The sequence below is a fragment of the Aurantimicrobium minutum genome (assembly GCF_002355535.1).
Lineage (GTDB): Bacteria > Actinomycetota > Actinomycetes > Actinomycetales > Microbacteriaceae > Aurantimicrobium > Aurantimicrobium minutum.
The window spans coordinates 893,711-908,041 of record NZ_AP017457.1 but is presented as its reverse complement, the minus strand read 5'-3'; the positions used below and the strand labels follow the sequence as shown (position 1 = coordinate 908,041).

Below are 14,331 nucleotides of genomic sequence, written 5' to 3'. Positions count from 1 at the left end.
AATTTAGCCCTGAGTAGAGCCCAAACCTGGGCCACGGCGACGGGTACGATTGCGTGTGCGTGACGGGTTGTTTCCGTCATGGTGTTCGTCTCCGCGGCCATCATGTGCGCCGCCGGCAACGCCGTGACTGCCCTCAGGGCTGACGTGCTTAGGCGGGTTGTTTGTTCTACGACGGTTACGGTCACCGCCACCTGACTTCTGACCACCATGGCCTTCACGTTGACGACCAGTGTGACCTTCTGCCGTTTTGGTGGGCGGTGTGGACTTGAGTCGGCCCTTCGCATCTGCAGGGATGTTGAGGTCGGTGTAGAGGTGTGGTGAAGACGAGTAGGTCTCAGTGGGTTCAGGCTGGCCAAATTCGAGAGCCTTGTTGATCAGTGACCATTTGTGGAGGTCTTCCCAGTCCACGAATGTCACTGCGGTACCGGTCTTACCTGCGCGACCGGTTCGGCCAGCGCGGTGCAAATAGGTTTGGTCTTCGTCCGGAATGGTGTGGTTGATGACGTGAGTCACGTCGTCCACATCAATACCGCGGGCGGCAACGTCGGTGGCGATGAGGATGTCTTTCTTGCCCGACTTGAACTGTGCCATGCCACGTTCACGCTGTTCCTGGTTGAGGTCACCGTGCACCGCCACAGCTGGGAAGCCTCTGTCGGTGAGTTCTTCAACCAAGCGTGACGCTGCACGCTTGGTGCGAGTGAAGATGACGGTCTTGCCTCGGCCTTCTGCCTGCAGAATGCGGGCAATGACCTCATCTTTGTCCATGTTGTGGGCACGATAAATAACGTGCTTAATGTTGGCTTGAGTAAGGCCCTCATCTGGATCAGTTGCACGGATGTGGATGGGGCTGTTCATGAATCGACGAGCCAGTGCCACAATGGGTCCCGGCATCGTTGCAGAGAAGAGCATGGTGTGACGCTTAGGCGGAGTCTGCGAGAAGATCTTCTCGATATCTGCCAGGAAGCCAAGATCTAACATCTTGTCTGCTTCATCGAGCACAATTTCTTGAATTTCGGACAGGCTCAACAGGCGCTGATTGGCGAGGTCGAGCAAACGACCTGGGGTTCCTACCACAATCTGGGCACCAGCCTTGAGCTGTTCAACCTGGCTCTCATAAGACTTGCCGCCGTAGATGGAGACAACCTTAGTTTCACGGTTGGAGGTGGCCAGTTCCATGTCCTCAGCAACCTGAACACACAATTCACGGGTGGGTACAACAACGAGCACCTTTACGCCGGGGCCGGGGTTGGTTCCGAGGCGTTGAATAATTGGCAACCCAAAACCAAAGGTCTTACCGGTACCGGTTTTGGCCTGACCAATAATGTCTTGGCCGCCCAGAGCAAGGGGAATTGTTTGTTCCTGAATGGGGAACGGTTCAACAATTCCCTTAGAAGCCAACGCTTCAACAATGTCAGCGTCAATGTTTAAGTCTGCAAAAGTCACGTGTGTGCCTGTCGTGTTAAAAAGGTTCTACGCCTTTTTATTCGTCACCCAGGCGTAGGGCTACCGATCCGATGCCGGTAGCGACCTTCTAAGCCTATCGGCGTCTCGCTCATATGCTCGCAAGGGAATAGGCTTGATACGTGGTCTTTTCATGGTTCGGTCTTCGCAAGCGACGTGTCGTTGCCCCTACCCTCAAACCTCGTCAAGAGAAGGTTGAGCGTGAAGACAAGGTAGATCTCTCCGATATGACCCCTGATGTGGTGCCATATTTGGGGCAGGTTGCCTATTTTGAACTCGCTGTCTTCGAATCTCTCACCCGCGCTGTGACCGCAGCTCCCAACCTAGAAGCTAAAGAGGGACTCAGCGCTGCAGCGGGAGAGGTTTTAGCCAAACACCACGGTTTGGTTGCTGAACTTCGCAAGAAAAAAGTAGACCCAGCAGTGGCAATGGCACCGTTTGCGCCAGCCATTGACACTTTTGAAGAACTCACCTCAGGCCGTAACTGGTATGAAATGCTGCTGGGAGTGTATCTCACCGCAGGTTTCCTCGATGATTTCTTTGTTCGTCTCGTAACTAGTCTGCCTAAAGCACTTCGTCCACGTATTGAAGAGATACTCAAAACAGATCGCACCGCTGATGTGATTGTGAATCTACTCAAGGAAGGCATTGCTGCAGATCCCAAGCTTGCATCACAGTTGGCACTGTGGGGACGTCGCCTTGTGGGCGATACTCAGCTAGTTGCGCGCTCAGCCTTGCAACTATCTGGCAACCACGATGACGACGAACAGCGTCTGGAGCCTGTCTTTACTGACCTCATTGCCGCGCACTCGCGCCGCATGGATGAATTAGGCCTGACAGCCTAAGAAAAGTTGGCGTTAGCCTACGAAGCCGACTCGGCGAGACTGGTCAGAACCCACCTCAACAAAAGCAATGTTTGCTGAAGAGACAAGGTAAACCTTGCCCTTCTCATCAGAAAGCTTGAGCAGGGGAGTCTTGCCGGTGAGAGCATCTGCAACGAGTGCTTCAACTTCTGCAACAGAAGAGCTGGTCTCCAAGCCAATTTCGCGGGAAGTGTTGATCATGCCGATGCGAATTTCCATGAGAAGACCTTTCTGGTATCGAACAAGCCAACACTATGACATAAGCAGTGTGTGCCAAAGCTGGAAGGGCCTGCTTTCGCCAACAGAGTAACTGTCACAACATTATTTGGGCCCGTAAGATAAGCGTTATGGCAACAGCTTCCGCTCCTCAGGGCGGCATACTTTCCGGTTTGCGAGTGCTTGATTTCTCTCGAGTACTCGCTGGCCCCTATGCCACGATGACCCTGGCAGATTTTGGTGCCGATGTCATCAAAGTAGAAAGCGACAGCGGGGATGACACCAGGGCGTGGTTGCCTCCAGCCGACGAGCAAGGTGTCTCCACCTATTTTTCGAGCGTGAACCGCAACAAGCGTTCTGTTGTGATCGATTTACGTAGCGAAGAAGGTCGTGCTCACGTCACTGAACTTCTTGCCACGGCGGATGTTGTGATTGAAAATTTCCGCCCTGGTGTGATGACCAAATTGGGGCTGGACTTTGACCAGGCGCGAAAGATTAATCCTGGAGTTATTTACTGCTCCATCACTGGTTTTGGAAGCGGCACAGGCGCCTCCCTTGCTGGATATGATCTGCTCGTCCAAGCAGTTGGTGGCTTGATGAGTATTACTGGACCTCAAGATGGCGGGCCCACCAAGGTTGGTGTTGCGCTTGTGGACATCCTGACCGGCATGAATGCCGTTCAGGGCATTTTGCTTGCCCTCAAAGCTCGCGATGATGCACCTGCGGAAAAGTGGAGCGGCCAACTTGTCGAGGTTGATCTGCTGACCAGTTTGCTCAGTGCCCTCACGAATCAAGCTGGTGCGGCACTCAATGCAGGAGTAACCCCACAACGCCTCGGCAATGCACACCCCAGCATTGCCCCGTATGAGCTCTTTGATGCCCAGGATCGTCCACTTTTGATTGCTGTGGGTAACGATAGGCAGTTCCAGACCCTCGTGAGCTTGTTGGGCCGTGAAGAGCTAGCAACGGATTATCGCTTTGCTGATAACCCCAGTCGCGCAACACATCGGATTGAGTTGCGAGAAGAACTCGAAAAGGTCCTGGTTGCAGAACCCGGAGCGCACTGGGTTGCCCTCCTCAGCGGGGAAGGAGTTCCTGCTGGTTTGGTCAACACCATTCCTGAGGCATTCGACTTCGCTAGTGATCTGGGGCTTAATCCTGTGGTGGAAATCGCCTACCCCCAGGGTTCACACAGCACAAGACAAGTGACAAATCCCATTCATATTCCAGGTCGTGAAGCGACCTACCGGCTTGCTCCGCCAGCGTTGGGAGAGCATAGTGAAAAGGTCGGTTGGCTTTCGTCAACCGATACACAGTAAGGAAATCAGATGAGCACCGCTAAATATCCTGACGTATCTCTCGCTGATGAGGTCTTTGACTTCCACGCGCTGCTGAGCCCAGAAGAAAAAGAGTGGGCTATGAAGGCCCGTGACTTTGCTCAGACAGAAATCCGTCCCGTGATTGAGGACGATTTCGATAAGAAGTATTTCCGCAACGAACTCATTCCCCTCATTGCTCAGCAAGGCTTCCTCGGAATGCACATCAAAGGCTATGGCTGCGCTGGTGCTTCCGCGGTCAGCTACGGACTTGTGTGTCTTGAGATGGAAGCGGTCGACAGCGGATGGCGCACCTTTGTTTCTGTCCAAGGCTCGTTGGCCATGTCTGCCATCTCGAAATATGGCACCGAAGAACAGAAGAATTACTGGCTGCCACAGATGGCCAAGGGTGAGAAGCTGGGTTGCTTTGGTCTGACCGAGCCTCATGGCGGAAGTGATCCAGCAAACATGAAAACCACAGCAGTGCTAGAAGGGGACACCTGGGTTCTCAACGGAGCCAAGCGCTGGATTGGTCTCGCCACTGTGGCTGATCTGTGCATCGTGTGGGCCATGACTGATGAGGGTGTTCGAGGCTTCATTGTTCCTACTGACACCCCCGGATTCGTAGCAACAGCCATTGATGGCAAACTCGCTATGCGTGCCTCAATTCAATGCGATATCGAATTGACCGATGTCCGTCTTCCTGCTGACGCAATTCTGCCGGGAGCACAGGGATTATCTGGACCGTTTGGATGCTTGAATGAGGCACGCTACGGCATCATCTGGGGTGCCATGGGAGCAGCCCGTGCCTGTCTAGACGCCGCTATTTCCCGCTCGAAAGAGAGAGAAGTTTTTGGCAAAGCGATTGGTTCTTTCCAGATCACTCAAGCCAAGTTGGCAGATATGACTCTCGAATACGAGAAGGGTGTTCTGCTCGCACTGCACATTGGCCGTCAGAAGGATGCAGGAACCTTGAACCTCACACAAATCAGTGTCGGCAAGCTCAATAGCGTCAGGGAAGCTCTCAAGATTGCCCGCGAAGCTCGCACGATTCTTGGCGGGGATGGCATCACTGGCGAATTCCCTGTGATGCGACACATGGCAAACCTTGAGGCCGTGCGCACCTATGAGGGCACGGATGAAATTCATCAGCTGGTGATTGGTCGTGCTCTGACAGGGTTGAACGCGTTTAGCTAACCCCAGAGTTCTGAGCGGAAGCTACCCAGGTCTTATAGGCCTGGGTAGTCCTCGTTATAGGCATTGATGACATCCATGATGGGGCCATCGAGTTTGAGGGTGCCCTTGTCGAGATAGAGGCCTCGGGTACAAAAACGTTTGAGGTCGCCTTCGTTGTGGGAGACAAAGAACAGGGTGCGGCCTTCTCCCAGCATTTCTTCGATGCGGCGGTAACACTTGTTGCGGAAAGACTTATCTCCCACGGCCAGGACCTCATCGACGAGAAGAACAGGTTCTTCCAAACTGGTGACCACAGAGAAAGCCAAGCGCACCTTCATGCCGCTGGAGAGGTGCTTGTAGGGGGTGTCGAGGAAGTCTTCGATTTCAGCAAAGTCGATGATGTCATCAAACTTTGCTGCAACCTGTTCCCGAGTCATGCCGTGCAGTCCCGCGGTGAGGTAGACGTTATCGCGCACGGTGAGGTCATCGACAAACCCACCGGTGATTTCAATCAGTGGGGCAACGCCAGCGTGAACTTGCACGTGTCCTTCATCGGGAATGAGCACGTTGGCAACCAACTTTAACAAAGTTGATTTACCTTGACCGTTTCGGCCCACCACACCAATGGCTTCACCCGGGGCAACGGTGAAAGACACATTGCGCAAAGCCCAAAACTCATTGGGCTTAGAGCGTCGGGTTTTGGAGCCAAACAAATCTTTGAGGGAGCGACGTCCTTTGTGGTTGCGACGGAAACGAATTCCGGCATTGTTAACCGTGATCACAGAAGGAGTACTCATTAGATCTCCTTCAATACAGAACGCTCAGCACGGGAGAAAACCCAGATGCCCAGGCCAAGAATAATCACCGACATTGCCGCAGAGATTCCCACAACGCTCCAGTTGAGCTCTTCAGGGAAGAAGGCAGCGCGATAGAGGTCAAAGATTCCCGCAAGTGGGTTGAACGCCATCCAGGGCTGAACCGCGGCAGGCAAATCACCGAAGGCATAGATGATGGGGGAGGCATAGAAGAGGAAACGGAGAAAGAGTTTGATGACCCGTTCCAAATCCCTAAAAAACACAACCAGCGGAGCAACAATCAAGCCAATTCCAAAGGTGAGGATTGCTTGAATAAGAATCGCCAGTGGGAAAAAGACCACTTCCCAGCCCAGCTGTGCACCGGCGACAACGGCAAAGATTGCAAGCACCGGCAGGGAAAACAGAAATTCCATACCCTTACCCAGCACAATGCTGGCAACCCAAATGCTCCGAGGAATAGCTGTGGAACGGACCAGTTTTGCTGATTTGATGAATGCTCTGGTGGAGTCTGAAACGGCACTGTTGAACCACATCCAGGGCAGTAACCCTGCCAGCAAGAAGACGATGTAGGGCTCTGTACCGGCTGCGCGCTGGAAAACCTGGGTGAAAATAAACCAGTAGATTCCGCTCATAATCAGCGGATCAAGAATGGACCAGAGATAGCCCAGAGCACTCGTTGAGTAACGAACCTTCAGGTCACGACGAGTCAACAGCCACAGAGCGTGACGATAGCGCGCAAAAGAAGACCGCTGATACGGAGACTGTTCTACCGGTGCGCTCACGACTTAGAGCCTAAGGCCTTAGAGGAAAGTGCGCAGGTTAGACAAAGAGGTTGGCGCGCTCGAGGTCCTCAGCGAAGTCAATTTCGACTGCGTAGAGGTCAGAGATGTCCATGGGCTCAACAAGGAGGCGATCCTGTTCGATAGCCAGTTCAAGTCCACGCTCAAAATAGTCCTGGTCGTTGACCTTGGTGAGGTGATGCAGCAGAACGGGCTTGTCCTTGGCAGAAATGTAGTTGATACCAACGGCTTCTCCCAGACCATTCTTGACGGTCTTGGACAGCTCGTTGATGTAGCCCTCAGCTGTGGTGGTGTACTTGACCTCTTCGTCGGAGACGGAAGAAGTGTTCACCGACACAAAAGACTGGTCGCGCACAATGAGTTCAGACGCACGCACGAGAGCAGCTGGATCGAAAACAACGTCGCCGTTCATCCACAGCACGCCACCGTTGCTAGATGCACGCAGTGCACGCATGAGGGACTTCGAGGTGTTGGTGGTGTCGTATTGCTCGTTGTAGACGAAGTTCACATCAGGGAAAGCCTCGATGATGTGCTCAAGCTTGTAACCAACCACAACAGTGATGTGTGCGTCGTTCCCAAAAGCGTGACGAATGTTTTCCATCTGCTGCTGCATGATGGTGCGGCCGTCGCTGAGTTCAGTCAACGGCTTAGGCAGTGAGCGGCCAAGACGGCTACCCATGCCAGCGGCAAGAATTACTACCTGTGTAGTCACGATAAAGCTCCTTGAGTGGTGTCAGATGCACCAGAAGAACAAGAGAAACGGGCACCAGAAAATGTCGATGAGAACGACACCCCGTTATGTCTCCTTTAGTTTACCCGCCGTTAATGCGAAAAAGCCAGAAGTTAAGCCCGCTTGTTGCCTTTTCGTGACACTTTTCACAGGGTTCACTCAGGAGGCTTCCGCCTCATAGAATTGGCATATGAGCTCGACATTTCCTGACGGCACACCCTTGGAGACCGGCGGTGGTACTGCCACCCTTGACCGTGAACTCGAAGAGCTGCTGCGTAACGAGCAATTGGATGAAGGCGATCACGATCGTTTCGCTCATTATGTGAAGAAGAACGACATCATGAAGTCCGCCCTCTCAGGAAAGCCAGTTCGCGCACTGTGCGGAAAAAAGTGGACGCCTGGACGTGATCCAGAGAAGTTCCCCGTGTGCCAAACCTGCAAAGAGATTTACGAAAAGCTCCAAGATGACTAGCGGCCGGTTCAACCGCAATGCGCCCATCGGCATTTTTGACTCTGGTGTGGGTGGTCTCACCGTCGCAAGGGCCATTCGTGATTCACTCCCACACGAATCAATCACGTACATCGGCGACACCGCCCATTCGCCTTACGGCACCAAAAGCATCGCTGATGTGCGCACCTATGCACTCGATGTCATGGACGGGCTGGTTGAGCAGGGCGTCAAAATGCTTGTCATTGCCTGCAATACAGCCAGCGCGGCCATGCTGCGTGATGCGCGCGAACGCTACGACGTACCCGTGGTTGAAGTTATTCAGCCAGCTGTTCGTGGTGCTCTCGCTGCCACACGCAACAACCGCATTGGTGTGATTGGCACAACAGCAACCATCACCTCCAGGGCATACAACGACGCTTTTGCTGCCGCTCCCCATTTGGAACTCTTCACTCAGGCAGCCCCCAAATTTGTGGAATTTGTCGAAGCCGGTCAAACCAGCGGGGCAGATGTCCTGAGAGTTGCAAGGGAATACCTGCAGCCCTTAATCACCGCCAACATTGACACCCTTGTCCTCGGCTGCACGCACTACCCCTTCCTCCGAGGAGCAATCTCCTACGTCATGGGAGATCATGTTCGACTGGTCTCCAGTGATAACGAAACAGCCAAGGACGTATATCGGGAATTGGTCACTAGAGAGTTAGACCGCATCGATCCCGCTGCGCCCACCTACATTTATGAAGCAACTGGCGATAACACAGCTGAGTTTCTTCGCTTATCGTCACTCTTTTTAGGTCCCCAGGTTGTTTCTGTGGACTACACCCCAACAGGGGCCATCAATCTTCCCCTCAACTAAAGGAATCTATGTCTGAGAACATCACCCGTGCTGACGGCCGTGCCGTCGACCAACTTCGTGAAATCACCATCGAGCGTGGCTGGAGTGAACAGGCAGAAGGCTCAGCACTGATTTCCTTCGGCAAAACCAAGGTTCTGTGCACCGCCTCATTCACCAGTGGTGTTCCCCGCTGGATGACAGGATCCGGTAAAGGCTGGGTGACAGCCGAATATGCGATGATTCCTCGCTCGACCAACTCGCGCATGGATCGTGAAGCGGTCAAAGGCAAAATTGGTGGGCGCACCCACGAAATCTCTCGCCTCATCGGCCGCTCACTGCGCGCCGTGGTCAACACCAAAGCACTCGGTGAAAACACCATCGTGATCGACTGTGATGTTCTCCAAGCTGATGGGGGAACCCGCACCGCTGCAATCACCGGCGCCTATGTGGCGCTCGCCGAGGCCATTGCGTGGGGTAAATCACAAAAACTCATTCCCGCTTCTGCAGAACCACTGATCGACAGCGTTTCGGCCGTATCGGTCGGAATCATTGACGGTGTGCCCATGCTAGATCTTGCCTATGTTGAGGATGTCCGCGCGGAGACCGACATGAATGTCGTAGTCACCGGTCGCGGACTCTTTGTTGAAGTTCAAGGAACTGCTGAGGGCGCTCCTTTCGATCGCAACGAGCTGAACTCGTTGCTGGATCTCGCCGTTGCTGGGGCACACGACCTCACCAACTTCCAGCGACAAGCACTTGCCTAGATCATGAACACTTTCGTGTTGGCAACCCACAATCTGCACAAGATTGAGGAATTCAATGCCATTCTGGGTTCTCTTGTTCCCGGCATTACGGTGATTGGCTATGACGGGCCTGAGCCCATCGAAGATGGTGTGAGCTTTGCCGAGAACGCGCTCATTAAAGCGCGTGCAGCGGCCGCTCACACAGGACTACCGTCCCTCTCGGATGACTCCGGTATCTGTGTCGATGTTTTAGGCGGTGCCCCAGGAATCTTTTCTGCCCGCTGGGCAGGATCCGCCAAAGACAACGCCGCGAATGTTCAACTCCTACTGGATCAACTCAGTGATGTCAGAGATGAAGACCGCGGCGCTCACTTCCAATGCACTATTGCTGTGGTGAACCCTGTGACCAATGAGGAATATGTGGTCGAAGGGAAATGGCCTGGCCGCATTGCCCGTGAAATTCACGGAGCAAACGGTTTTGGCTATGACCCCGTTTTTATTCCTGAAGGGTATGAGGTCACTGCGGCAATCTTGGATCCCGATGAGAAGAATCAATTAAGTCATCGCTCTCGCGCTTTACGGGCCTTGGCTGACAGACTGAGCTCATGACTGAACTAGCAGGTAAGCGTATTCTCGTCACCGGTGGAACCGGTGCGCTCGGCTCCCGTATTGCACGTCAACTTTCTGGAGCTGGTGCTCAGGTTGTTCTCACGGGACGCGATGGCGCAAAGCTCCAGGAACTTGGTATCTCCAGTGAGCTCTTCACGCTTGATTTGGCTCTGCCCGGCGCTGCGGAATCCCTGGTGAATACAGTTACCTCTGCTGGCCAGCTGGATGGAATTGTGATTGCTCACGGCTTGGTTGCCTTTGGACCAGTTTCCGAACTCGAGGTGGGAACGCTGAGCACCCTGGTTGCCGTGAATGAAACCAGCGCTATCGAACTTATTCGAGCAGCTATCCCCGCTTTAGCTTCTGCCAAGGCTGCCGGAAGTGATCCTTTCATCGTCACCATCTCTGGAGTGATCGCAGATATGCCTACAGCCGGTATGGCCGCATATGGCGCCAGCAAAGCAGGATTAAGGGCCTTTGTCAGCGCAGCACAGCGAGAATTACGTCGTGAAGGTATTCGCATTGTGGACACGCGTCCGCCTCACACCGAAACAGGTCTTGCCTCTCGCGCTATCGCCGGTATTGCACCGACGATGCCTGAAGGACTCTCGCCAGATGCTGTTGCAACGCGTATTGTCACCGCGATCACAGCAGATGAAAAGGATGTCCCCGCGGACGCTTTCAGCTAAAGGTTGTTGTGAGCTGTCCCACAACTTTGCCGCCGCCGTAAACCTCGGTGTGCAAGCGGGGGATGAGTGCATCTAGCGCACTTTGTTCGAGAGCGCCCGCGCGCACCAGAGCCTGCAGGGCAACAATAGGGGCTGTGCGCAAGTTTCCATCAAGAATCTTCGTCGCCACTGTCGTTCCATCCGGTGTGGAAACAAGGAACACACCTTCGTAACCTGACTTCGCGGCAAAGCCGAGTTCTTCCATGATGAGTGTGTCAGGCTCACCGTGGTCTCCCACAACCCACGGGTGCTCGAGCATGGAAGAGAACAGTTTCTGTGCAGAGGAAGCGATGTTCATGGGAGCGGATTCATTCGCTGAGCGCATCTTGGCCACACCACGAGCAAGGGCAACCAAGGGCATGGCGTGGACGGGAGCACCGCAACCGTCAACGGCGGTGGCTGTCACAGTCTCACCCGTGAGGTATTCCACCGCTTCACGAATGCGGAGTTGAAGAGGGTGGCCTGGATCGGTGTAGTTGTCAGTAGGCCAGCCTTCGGCCTGGCACGCCAGCAGCATCGCTGCATGCTTACCTGAACAGCAGTGATAAATCGGCAGAGCCGATCCATCTGCTTTGTACACCTGCTTGAGCATCTCTTTGTTGACTGGCCATTCTGTGGCACAACGCAGATCAGCTTCAGTGAAACCACCCAAGCTCAACACTTCACGCACCATCTCCACATGTGCTGCCGAACCTGTGTGGCTGGAGGTTGCTAAAGCGGTGTGCTCGGGAGAGAGAGTAATCCCGGTCGAGAAGATACCCATGGCCTGGAATAGCTTCATGGCAGAGCGGGGGAACACAAGCGCAGATGGGTCGCCTTTGCTGAAGATGACATCGCCCTGTGGGTTGACCACGACCACGCTTCCTGCGTGGCGAGATTCAATGAAGTCGTTACGAACGAGAACGGCTAATTCTTCGGATGTGGCGACGCTGCCTGTTTCTGCCATGAGTATTCCTAGTTCTGTCCAAAAAGGAAGGGGTCACCAGTATCTGGTGACCCCTCACAATCTACTTGTTATTTACAGTGAAGCCAGTGCTTCATCGAGGACACTCAGTGCATCTTCGAGTAGTGCATCACTGGTGGTCACTGCAGGAAGGAAACGCAGCACGTTGTAGTAGCTTCCTGCACTGAGCAAGAGCAGACCGTGCTGGGCGCCATAAGCAATAACCTTCTTGACTGCATCAGGGTTGGGGTCCTTGGTGCCGGGCTGGACGAGCTCAATGGCGAGCATCGCGCCACGGCCACGGACATCACCGATCACAGGGTACTTTTCCTGCAGCTGACGCAGGCCACCACCAAGAGTCTTTTCAATGCGCTTGGCTTCAGCAAAGAGCTTTCCGTCTTCGAGCTGTTCGAAAACAGACAGTGCTGCAGCACAGGCAACGGGGTTGCCACCATAGGTGCCACCCATACCGCCTACGTGAACAGAATCCATAATGTCGGCGCGACCGACGACAGCAGACAGTGGCATACCGCCAGCAATACCCTTGGCAACGGTCATCATGTCAGGAACGACACCCATATTTGTGGTGGCGAAGTAGTCCCCGGTTCGAGCAATACCGCTCTGAACTTCATCAGCTACAAAGACAACATTGTTCGCGGTGCACCATTCCTGGATAGCTGCAAGATAGCCATCGGCTGGAACAACGAATCCACCTTCACCCTGAATGGGTTCCATGAAGATACAAGCGAGATCCTCAGCGCCGACAATCTTTTCGAAATAGGAGAGGGTGCGCTTGGCCGCTTCAGCTCCGCTGAGCCCGTCGTGGAAAGGGTAGGAGCTGGGAGCGCGGAATACAGAGTTTCCAAGTGGACCAAATCCGGTTCCGTAAGGGGCGTTCTTGAAGTTCATACCCATGGTCAGGTTGGTGCGACCGTGGTAGGCGTGGTCGATAACGCCAACACCGTTCTTGCCTGTGAACTTGCGGGCAAACTTGACGGCGTTTTCTACTGCCTCGGCACCCGAGTTGGCGAGCATGACGCGCTTGTCGTGGTTACCGGGAGTGTGCTTGATGAGCTGCTCAGCTACTGCCACATAACCTTCGTAGGGGGTCACGGTGAAGCACAGGTGGGTGTAGTGACCGGCCTGCTCAGCTACAGCGGCAACGACACCGTCGTTGCTGTGTCCCACTGTGGTCACACCAATACCTGCGGCAAAGTCGATGAACTGGTTGCCGTCCACATCAACCACGATGGAGCCGTGTGCGTTCTCAATGAACACGGGAAGTGCGGCACCCACACCTGCAGAAACGACAGCGTTACGTCGCTTCATCATTTCTTGTGACTTGGGTCCAGGGATTGCGGTAACAACCTTGCGTTCCTGTGTAACAACGGTTGCGGCGGGGGCAGAAGTGTTCGTCATAGTGCAATCCTAACTTCCTCGGCACTGAGGTAAATGGTGGGTGTGGAAGAAAAAAGTCCAGTTTTTCTCACAGATTTCAAGGATAGTTCGTACCCGAACAATATTGCTAGCTCGAAAGTGGTGGAAAGATGGAGATTATGCGTCGCGTCCTCATTCTTGGCTCCTCAGGTTCTATCGGAACTCAGGCTTTGGATGTGATCCGTGCCAACCGTGACCGTTTCGAAGTTGTCGGACTTTCCGTTGGGTCAAATCGCGAAGTTCTTCACCACCAAGCCACCGAGTTCGGTGTCAGCAACATTGCCATCGGCCACGAAGAAGCTGAACAACTTGTTCGCAGTGTTGATGCTGACGTCGTCCTCAACGGCATTACCGGATCTGTAGGTCTAGGTCCTACTCTAGCGGCGCTAGAAACTGGGAAAACGCTTGCGCTGGCCAACAAAGAAAGCCTCATTGTCGGCGGAACTCTCGTAACCGACCTCGCCAAGCCAGGCCAGATAGTTCCAGTTGACTCAGAGCATTCCGCTATCGCGCAGGCACTCGTCTCGGGAACGCACGCCGAAGTTCGACGCCTAGTCTTGACTGCTTCCGGTGGCCCTTTCAGGGGACGTAGCCGTGAATCCTTAGTTTCTGTCACGCCCCAGGAAGCCCTTGCTCACCCCACGTGGGATATGGGTCTTGTTGTGACGACGAATTCGTCAACGCTGGTCAATAAGGGTCTTGAGGTTATCGAAGCCCATCTGCTGTTTGATATTCCTTTTGATCGAATAGATGTCACTGTTCACCCCCAGTCAATCGTGCACTCCATGGTGGAGTTTGTGGACGGTTCAACCATTGCTCAAGCATCTCCGCCTGATATGCGTCTGCCCATCTCTCTGGGGTTGGACTGGCCACACCGTGTCGCTGGTGTTGGCGAACCTTTAGACTGGACAAAAGCACAATCCTGGACTTTTGAACCGTTAGATGAAGAAGCATTCCCCGCGGTCTGGTTAGCAAAACAGGTTGGATCAGCGGGTTCAACTTTCCCGGCAGTTTTCAATGCCGCTAATGAGCAAGCAGTCATGGCTTTCCACGCAGACAAAATCGGCTACTTGGATATCCTCACGACGATTCAGCGCGTCGTTGATGAACACACTCCCGCATCCGGGGCACTGACACGTGAAGCAGTCCTTGAAGCAGAGCGCTGGGCACGTCAGCGTGCTGATGAAGTCATTGGTTCCTGACCTTGTTCT

General features: G+C 54.0%; 16 protein-coding genes. 9 read left to right on the top strand and 7 right to left on the bottom strand.

Annotated elements, in window-relative coordinates; genetic code table 11:
* Positions 1-3 precede the first annotated feature (3 nt).
* Positions 4-1,443: a DEAD/DEAH box helicase gene (locus tag AUMI_RS04440; RefSeq protein ID WP_096381762.1), complete on the bottom strand. Its 1,440-nt coding sequence runs from the start codon at positions 1,441-1,443 to the stop codon at positions 4-6.
* A 140-nt stretch (positions 1,444-1,583) separates the two neighbouring features.
* Between AUMI_RS04440 and AUMI_RS04435 the strand changes: the two genes are divergently transcribed.
* Complete coding sequence (locus AUMI_RS04435; protein WP_231951701.1) at positions 1,584-2,306, top strand: ferritin-like fold-containing protein; 723 nt, start codon at positions 1,584-1,586, stop codon at positions 2,304-2,306.
* A 12-nt stretch (positions 2,307-2,318) separates the two neighbouring features.
* Here the strand turns inward: AUMI_RS04435 and AUMI_RS04430 are convergent, their stop codons facing one another.
* Positions 2,319-2,543, bottom strand: coding sequence for a DUF3107 domain-containing protein (locus AUMI_RS04430; RefSeq protein WP_096381759.1), 225 nt, complete (start codon positions 2,541-2,543; stop codon positions 2,319-2,321).
* 128 nt (positions 2,544-2,671) lie between these two features.
* On the opposite strand from AUMI_RS04430, the gene AUMI_RS04425 reads away from it, so the two are divergent.
* Together AUMI_RS04425 and AUMI_RS04420 are read left to right on the top strand one after the other, a co-directional pair.
* Complete coding sequence (locus tag AUMI_RS04425; protein ID WP_172418255.1) at positions 2,672-3,859, top strand: CaiB/BaiF CoA transferase family protein; 1,188 nt, start codon at positions 2,672-2,674, stop codon at positions 3,857-3,859.
* A gap of 9 nt (positions 3,860-3,868) precedes the next feature.
* Positions 3,869-5,053 carry an acyl-CoA dehydrogenase family protein gene (locus AUMI_RS04420; RefSeq protein WP_096381756.1) on the top strand — a complete coding sequence of 395 codons (1,185 nt, stop codon included), beginning with the start codon at positions 3,869-3,871 and terminating at the stop codon, positions 5,051-5,053.
* A gap of 32 nt (positions 5,054-5,085) precedes the next feature.
* On the opposite strand, the gene AUMI_RS04415 is transcribed toward AUMI_RS04420, so the two are convergent.
* From AUMI_RS04415 to AUMI_RS04405, 3 genes are read right to left on the bottom strand one after another with little or no spacing between them, the layout of a single operon-like run.
* Positions 5,086-5,829 (bottom strand): ABC transporter ATP-binding protein, encoded by a 744-nt coding sequence (locus tag AUMI_RS04415; RefSeq protein ID WP_096381754.1) that lies wholly within the window; start codon positions 5,827-5,829, stop codon positions 5,086-5,088.
* Complete coding sequence (locus AUMI_RS04410; protein ID WP_096381751.1) at positions 5,829-6,629, bottom strand: ABC transporter permease; 801 nt, start codon at positions 6,627-6,629, stop codon at positions 5,829-5,831. Before AUMI_RS04410 ends, AUMI_RS04415 begins: the two co-directional genes overlap by 1 nt.
* Positions 6,630-6,666: 37 nt before the next feature.
* Positions 6,667-7,359: a phosphocholine cytidylyltransferase family protein gene (locus AUMI_RS04405; protein WP_096381749.1), complete on the bottom strand. Its 693-nt coding sequence runs from the start codon at positions 7,357-7,359 to the stop codon at positions 6,667-6,669.
* A 208-nt stretch (positions 7,360-7,567) separates the two neighbouring features.
* On the opposite strand from AUMI_RS04405, the gene AUMI_RS04400 reads away from it, so the two are divergent.
* Genes AUMI_RS04400 through AUMI_RS04380 form a run of 5 tightly spaced genes read left to right on the top strand, consistent with a single transcriptional unit; the run spans position 7,568 to position 10,701 of the window.
* Positions 7,568-7,849, top strand: coding sequence for a DUF3039 domain-containing protein (locus AUMI_RS04400; RefSeq protein ID WP_096381746.1), 282 nt, complete (start codon positions 7,568-7,570; stop codon positions 7,847-7,849).
* Complete coding sequence (gene murI / locus AUMI_RS04395; RefSeq protein ID WP_096381743.1) at positions 7,842-8,681, top strand: glutamate racemase; 840 nt, start codon at positions 7,842-7,844, stop codon at positions 8,679-8,681. Before AUMI_RS04400 ends, murI begins: the two co-directional genes overlap by 8 nt.
* 8 nt (positions 8,682-8,689) lie before the next feature.
* Entirely contained in the window at positions 8,690-9,424 is a 735-nt protein-coding gene (gene rph, locus AUMI_RS04390; RefSeq protein WP_096381742.1) for a ribonuclease PH, read from the top strand.
* A gap of 3 nt (positions 9,425-9,427) precedes the next feature.
* A complete protein-coding gene (gene rdgB / locus AUMI_RS04385) occupies positions 9,428-10,012 on the top strand; it encodes an RdgB/HAM1 family non-canonical purine NTP pyrophosphatase (RefSeq protein ID WP_096381739.1) in 585 nt (194 codons plus the stop codon).
* Complete coding sequence (locus AUMI_RS04380; protein ID WP_096381737.1) at positions 10,009-10,701, top strand: SDR family NAD(P)-dependent oxidoreductase; 693 nt, start codon at positions 10,009-10,011, stop codon at positions 10,699-10,701. The genes rdgB and AUMI_RS04380 overlap by 4 nt, the downstream gene beginning before the upstream one ends.
* Here the strand turns inward: AUMI_RS04380 and AUMI_RS04375 are convergent.
* Both AUMI_RS04375 and gabT read right to left on the bottom strand, forming a co-directional pair.
* Complete coding sequence (locus tag AUMI_RS04375; RefSeq protein WP_096381734.1) at positions 10,694-11,686, bottom strand: asparaginase; 993 nt, start codon at positions 11,684-11,686, stop codon at positions 10,694-10,696. The genes AUMI_RS04380 and AUMI_RS04375 overlap by 8 nt on opposite strands.
* 72 nt (positions 11,687-11,758) lie before the next feature.
* Positions 11,759-13,102 (bottom strand): 4-aminobutyrate--2-oxoglutarate transaminase, encoded by a 1,344-nt coding sequence (gene gabT, locus AUMI_RS04370; RefSeq protein ID WP_096381732.1) that lies wholly within the window; start codon positions 13,100-13,102, stop codon positions 11,759-11,761.
* Positions 13,103-13,239: 137 nt separating this feature from the next.
* On the opposite strand from gabT, the gene dxr reads away from it, so the two are divergent.
* Positions 13,240-14,322 carry a 1-deoxy-D-xylulose-5-phosphate reductoisomerase gene (dxr, locus tag AUMI_RS04365; RefSeq protein WP_096383459.1) on the top strand — a complete coding sequence of 361 codons (1,083 nt, stop codon included), beginning with the start codon at positions 13,240-13,242 and terminating at the stop codon, positions 14,320-14,322.
* The last annotated feature ends 9 nt before the right edge of the window (positions 14,323-14,331 follow it).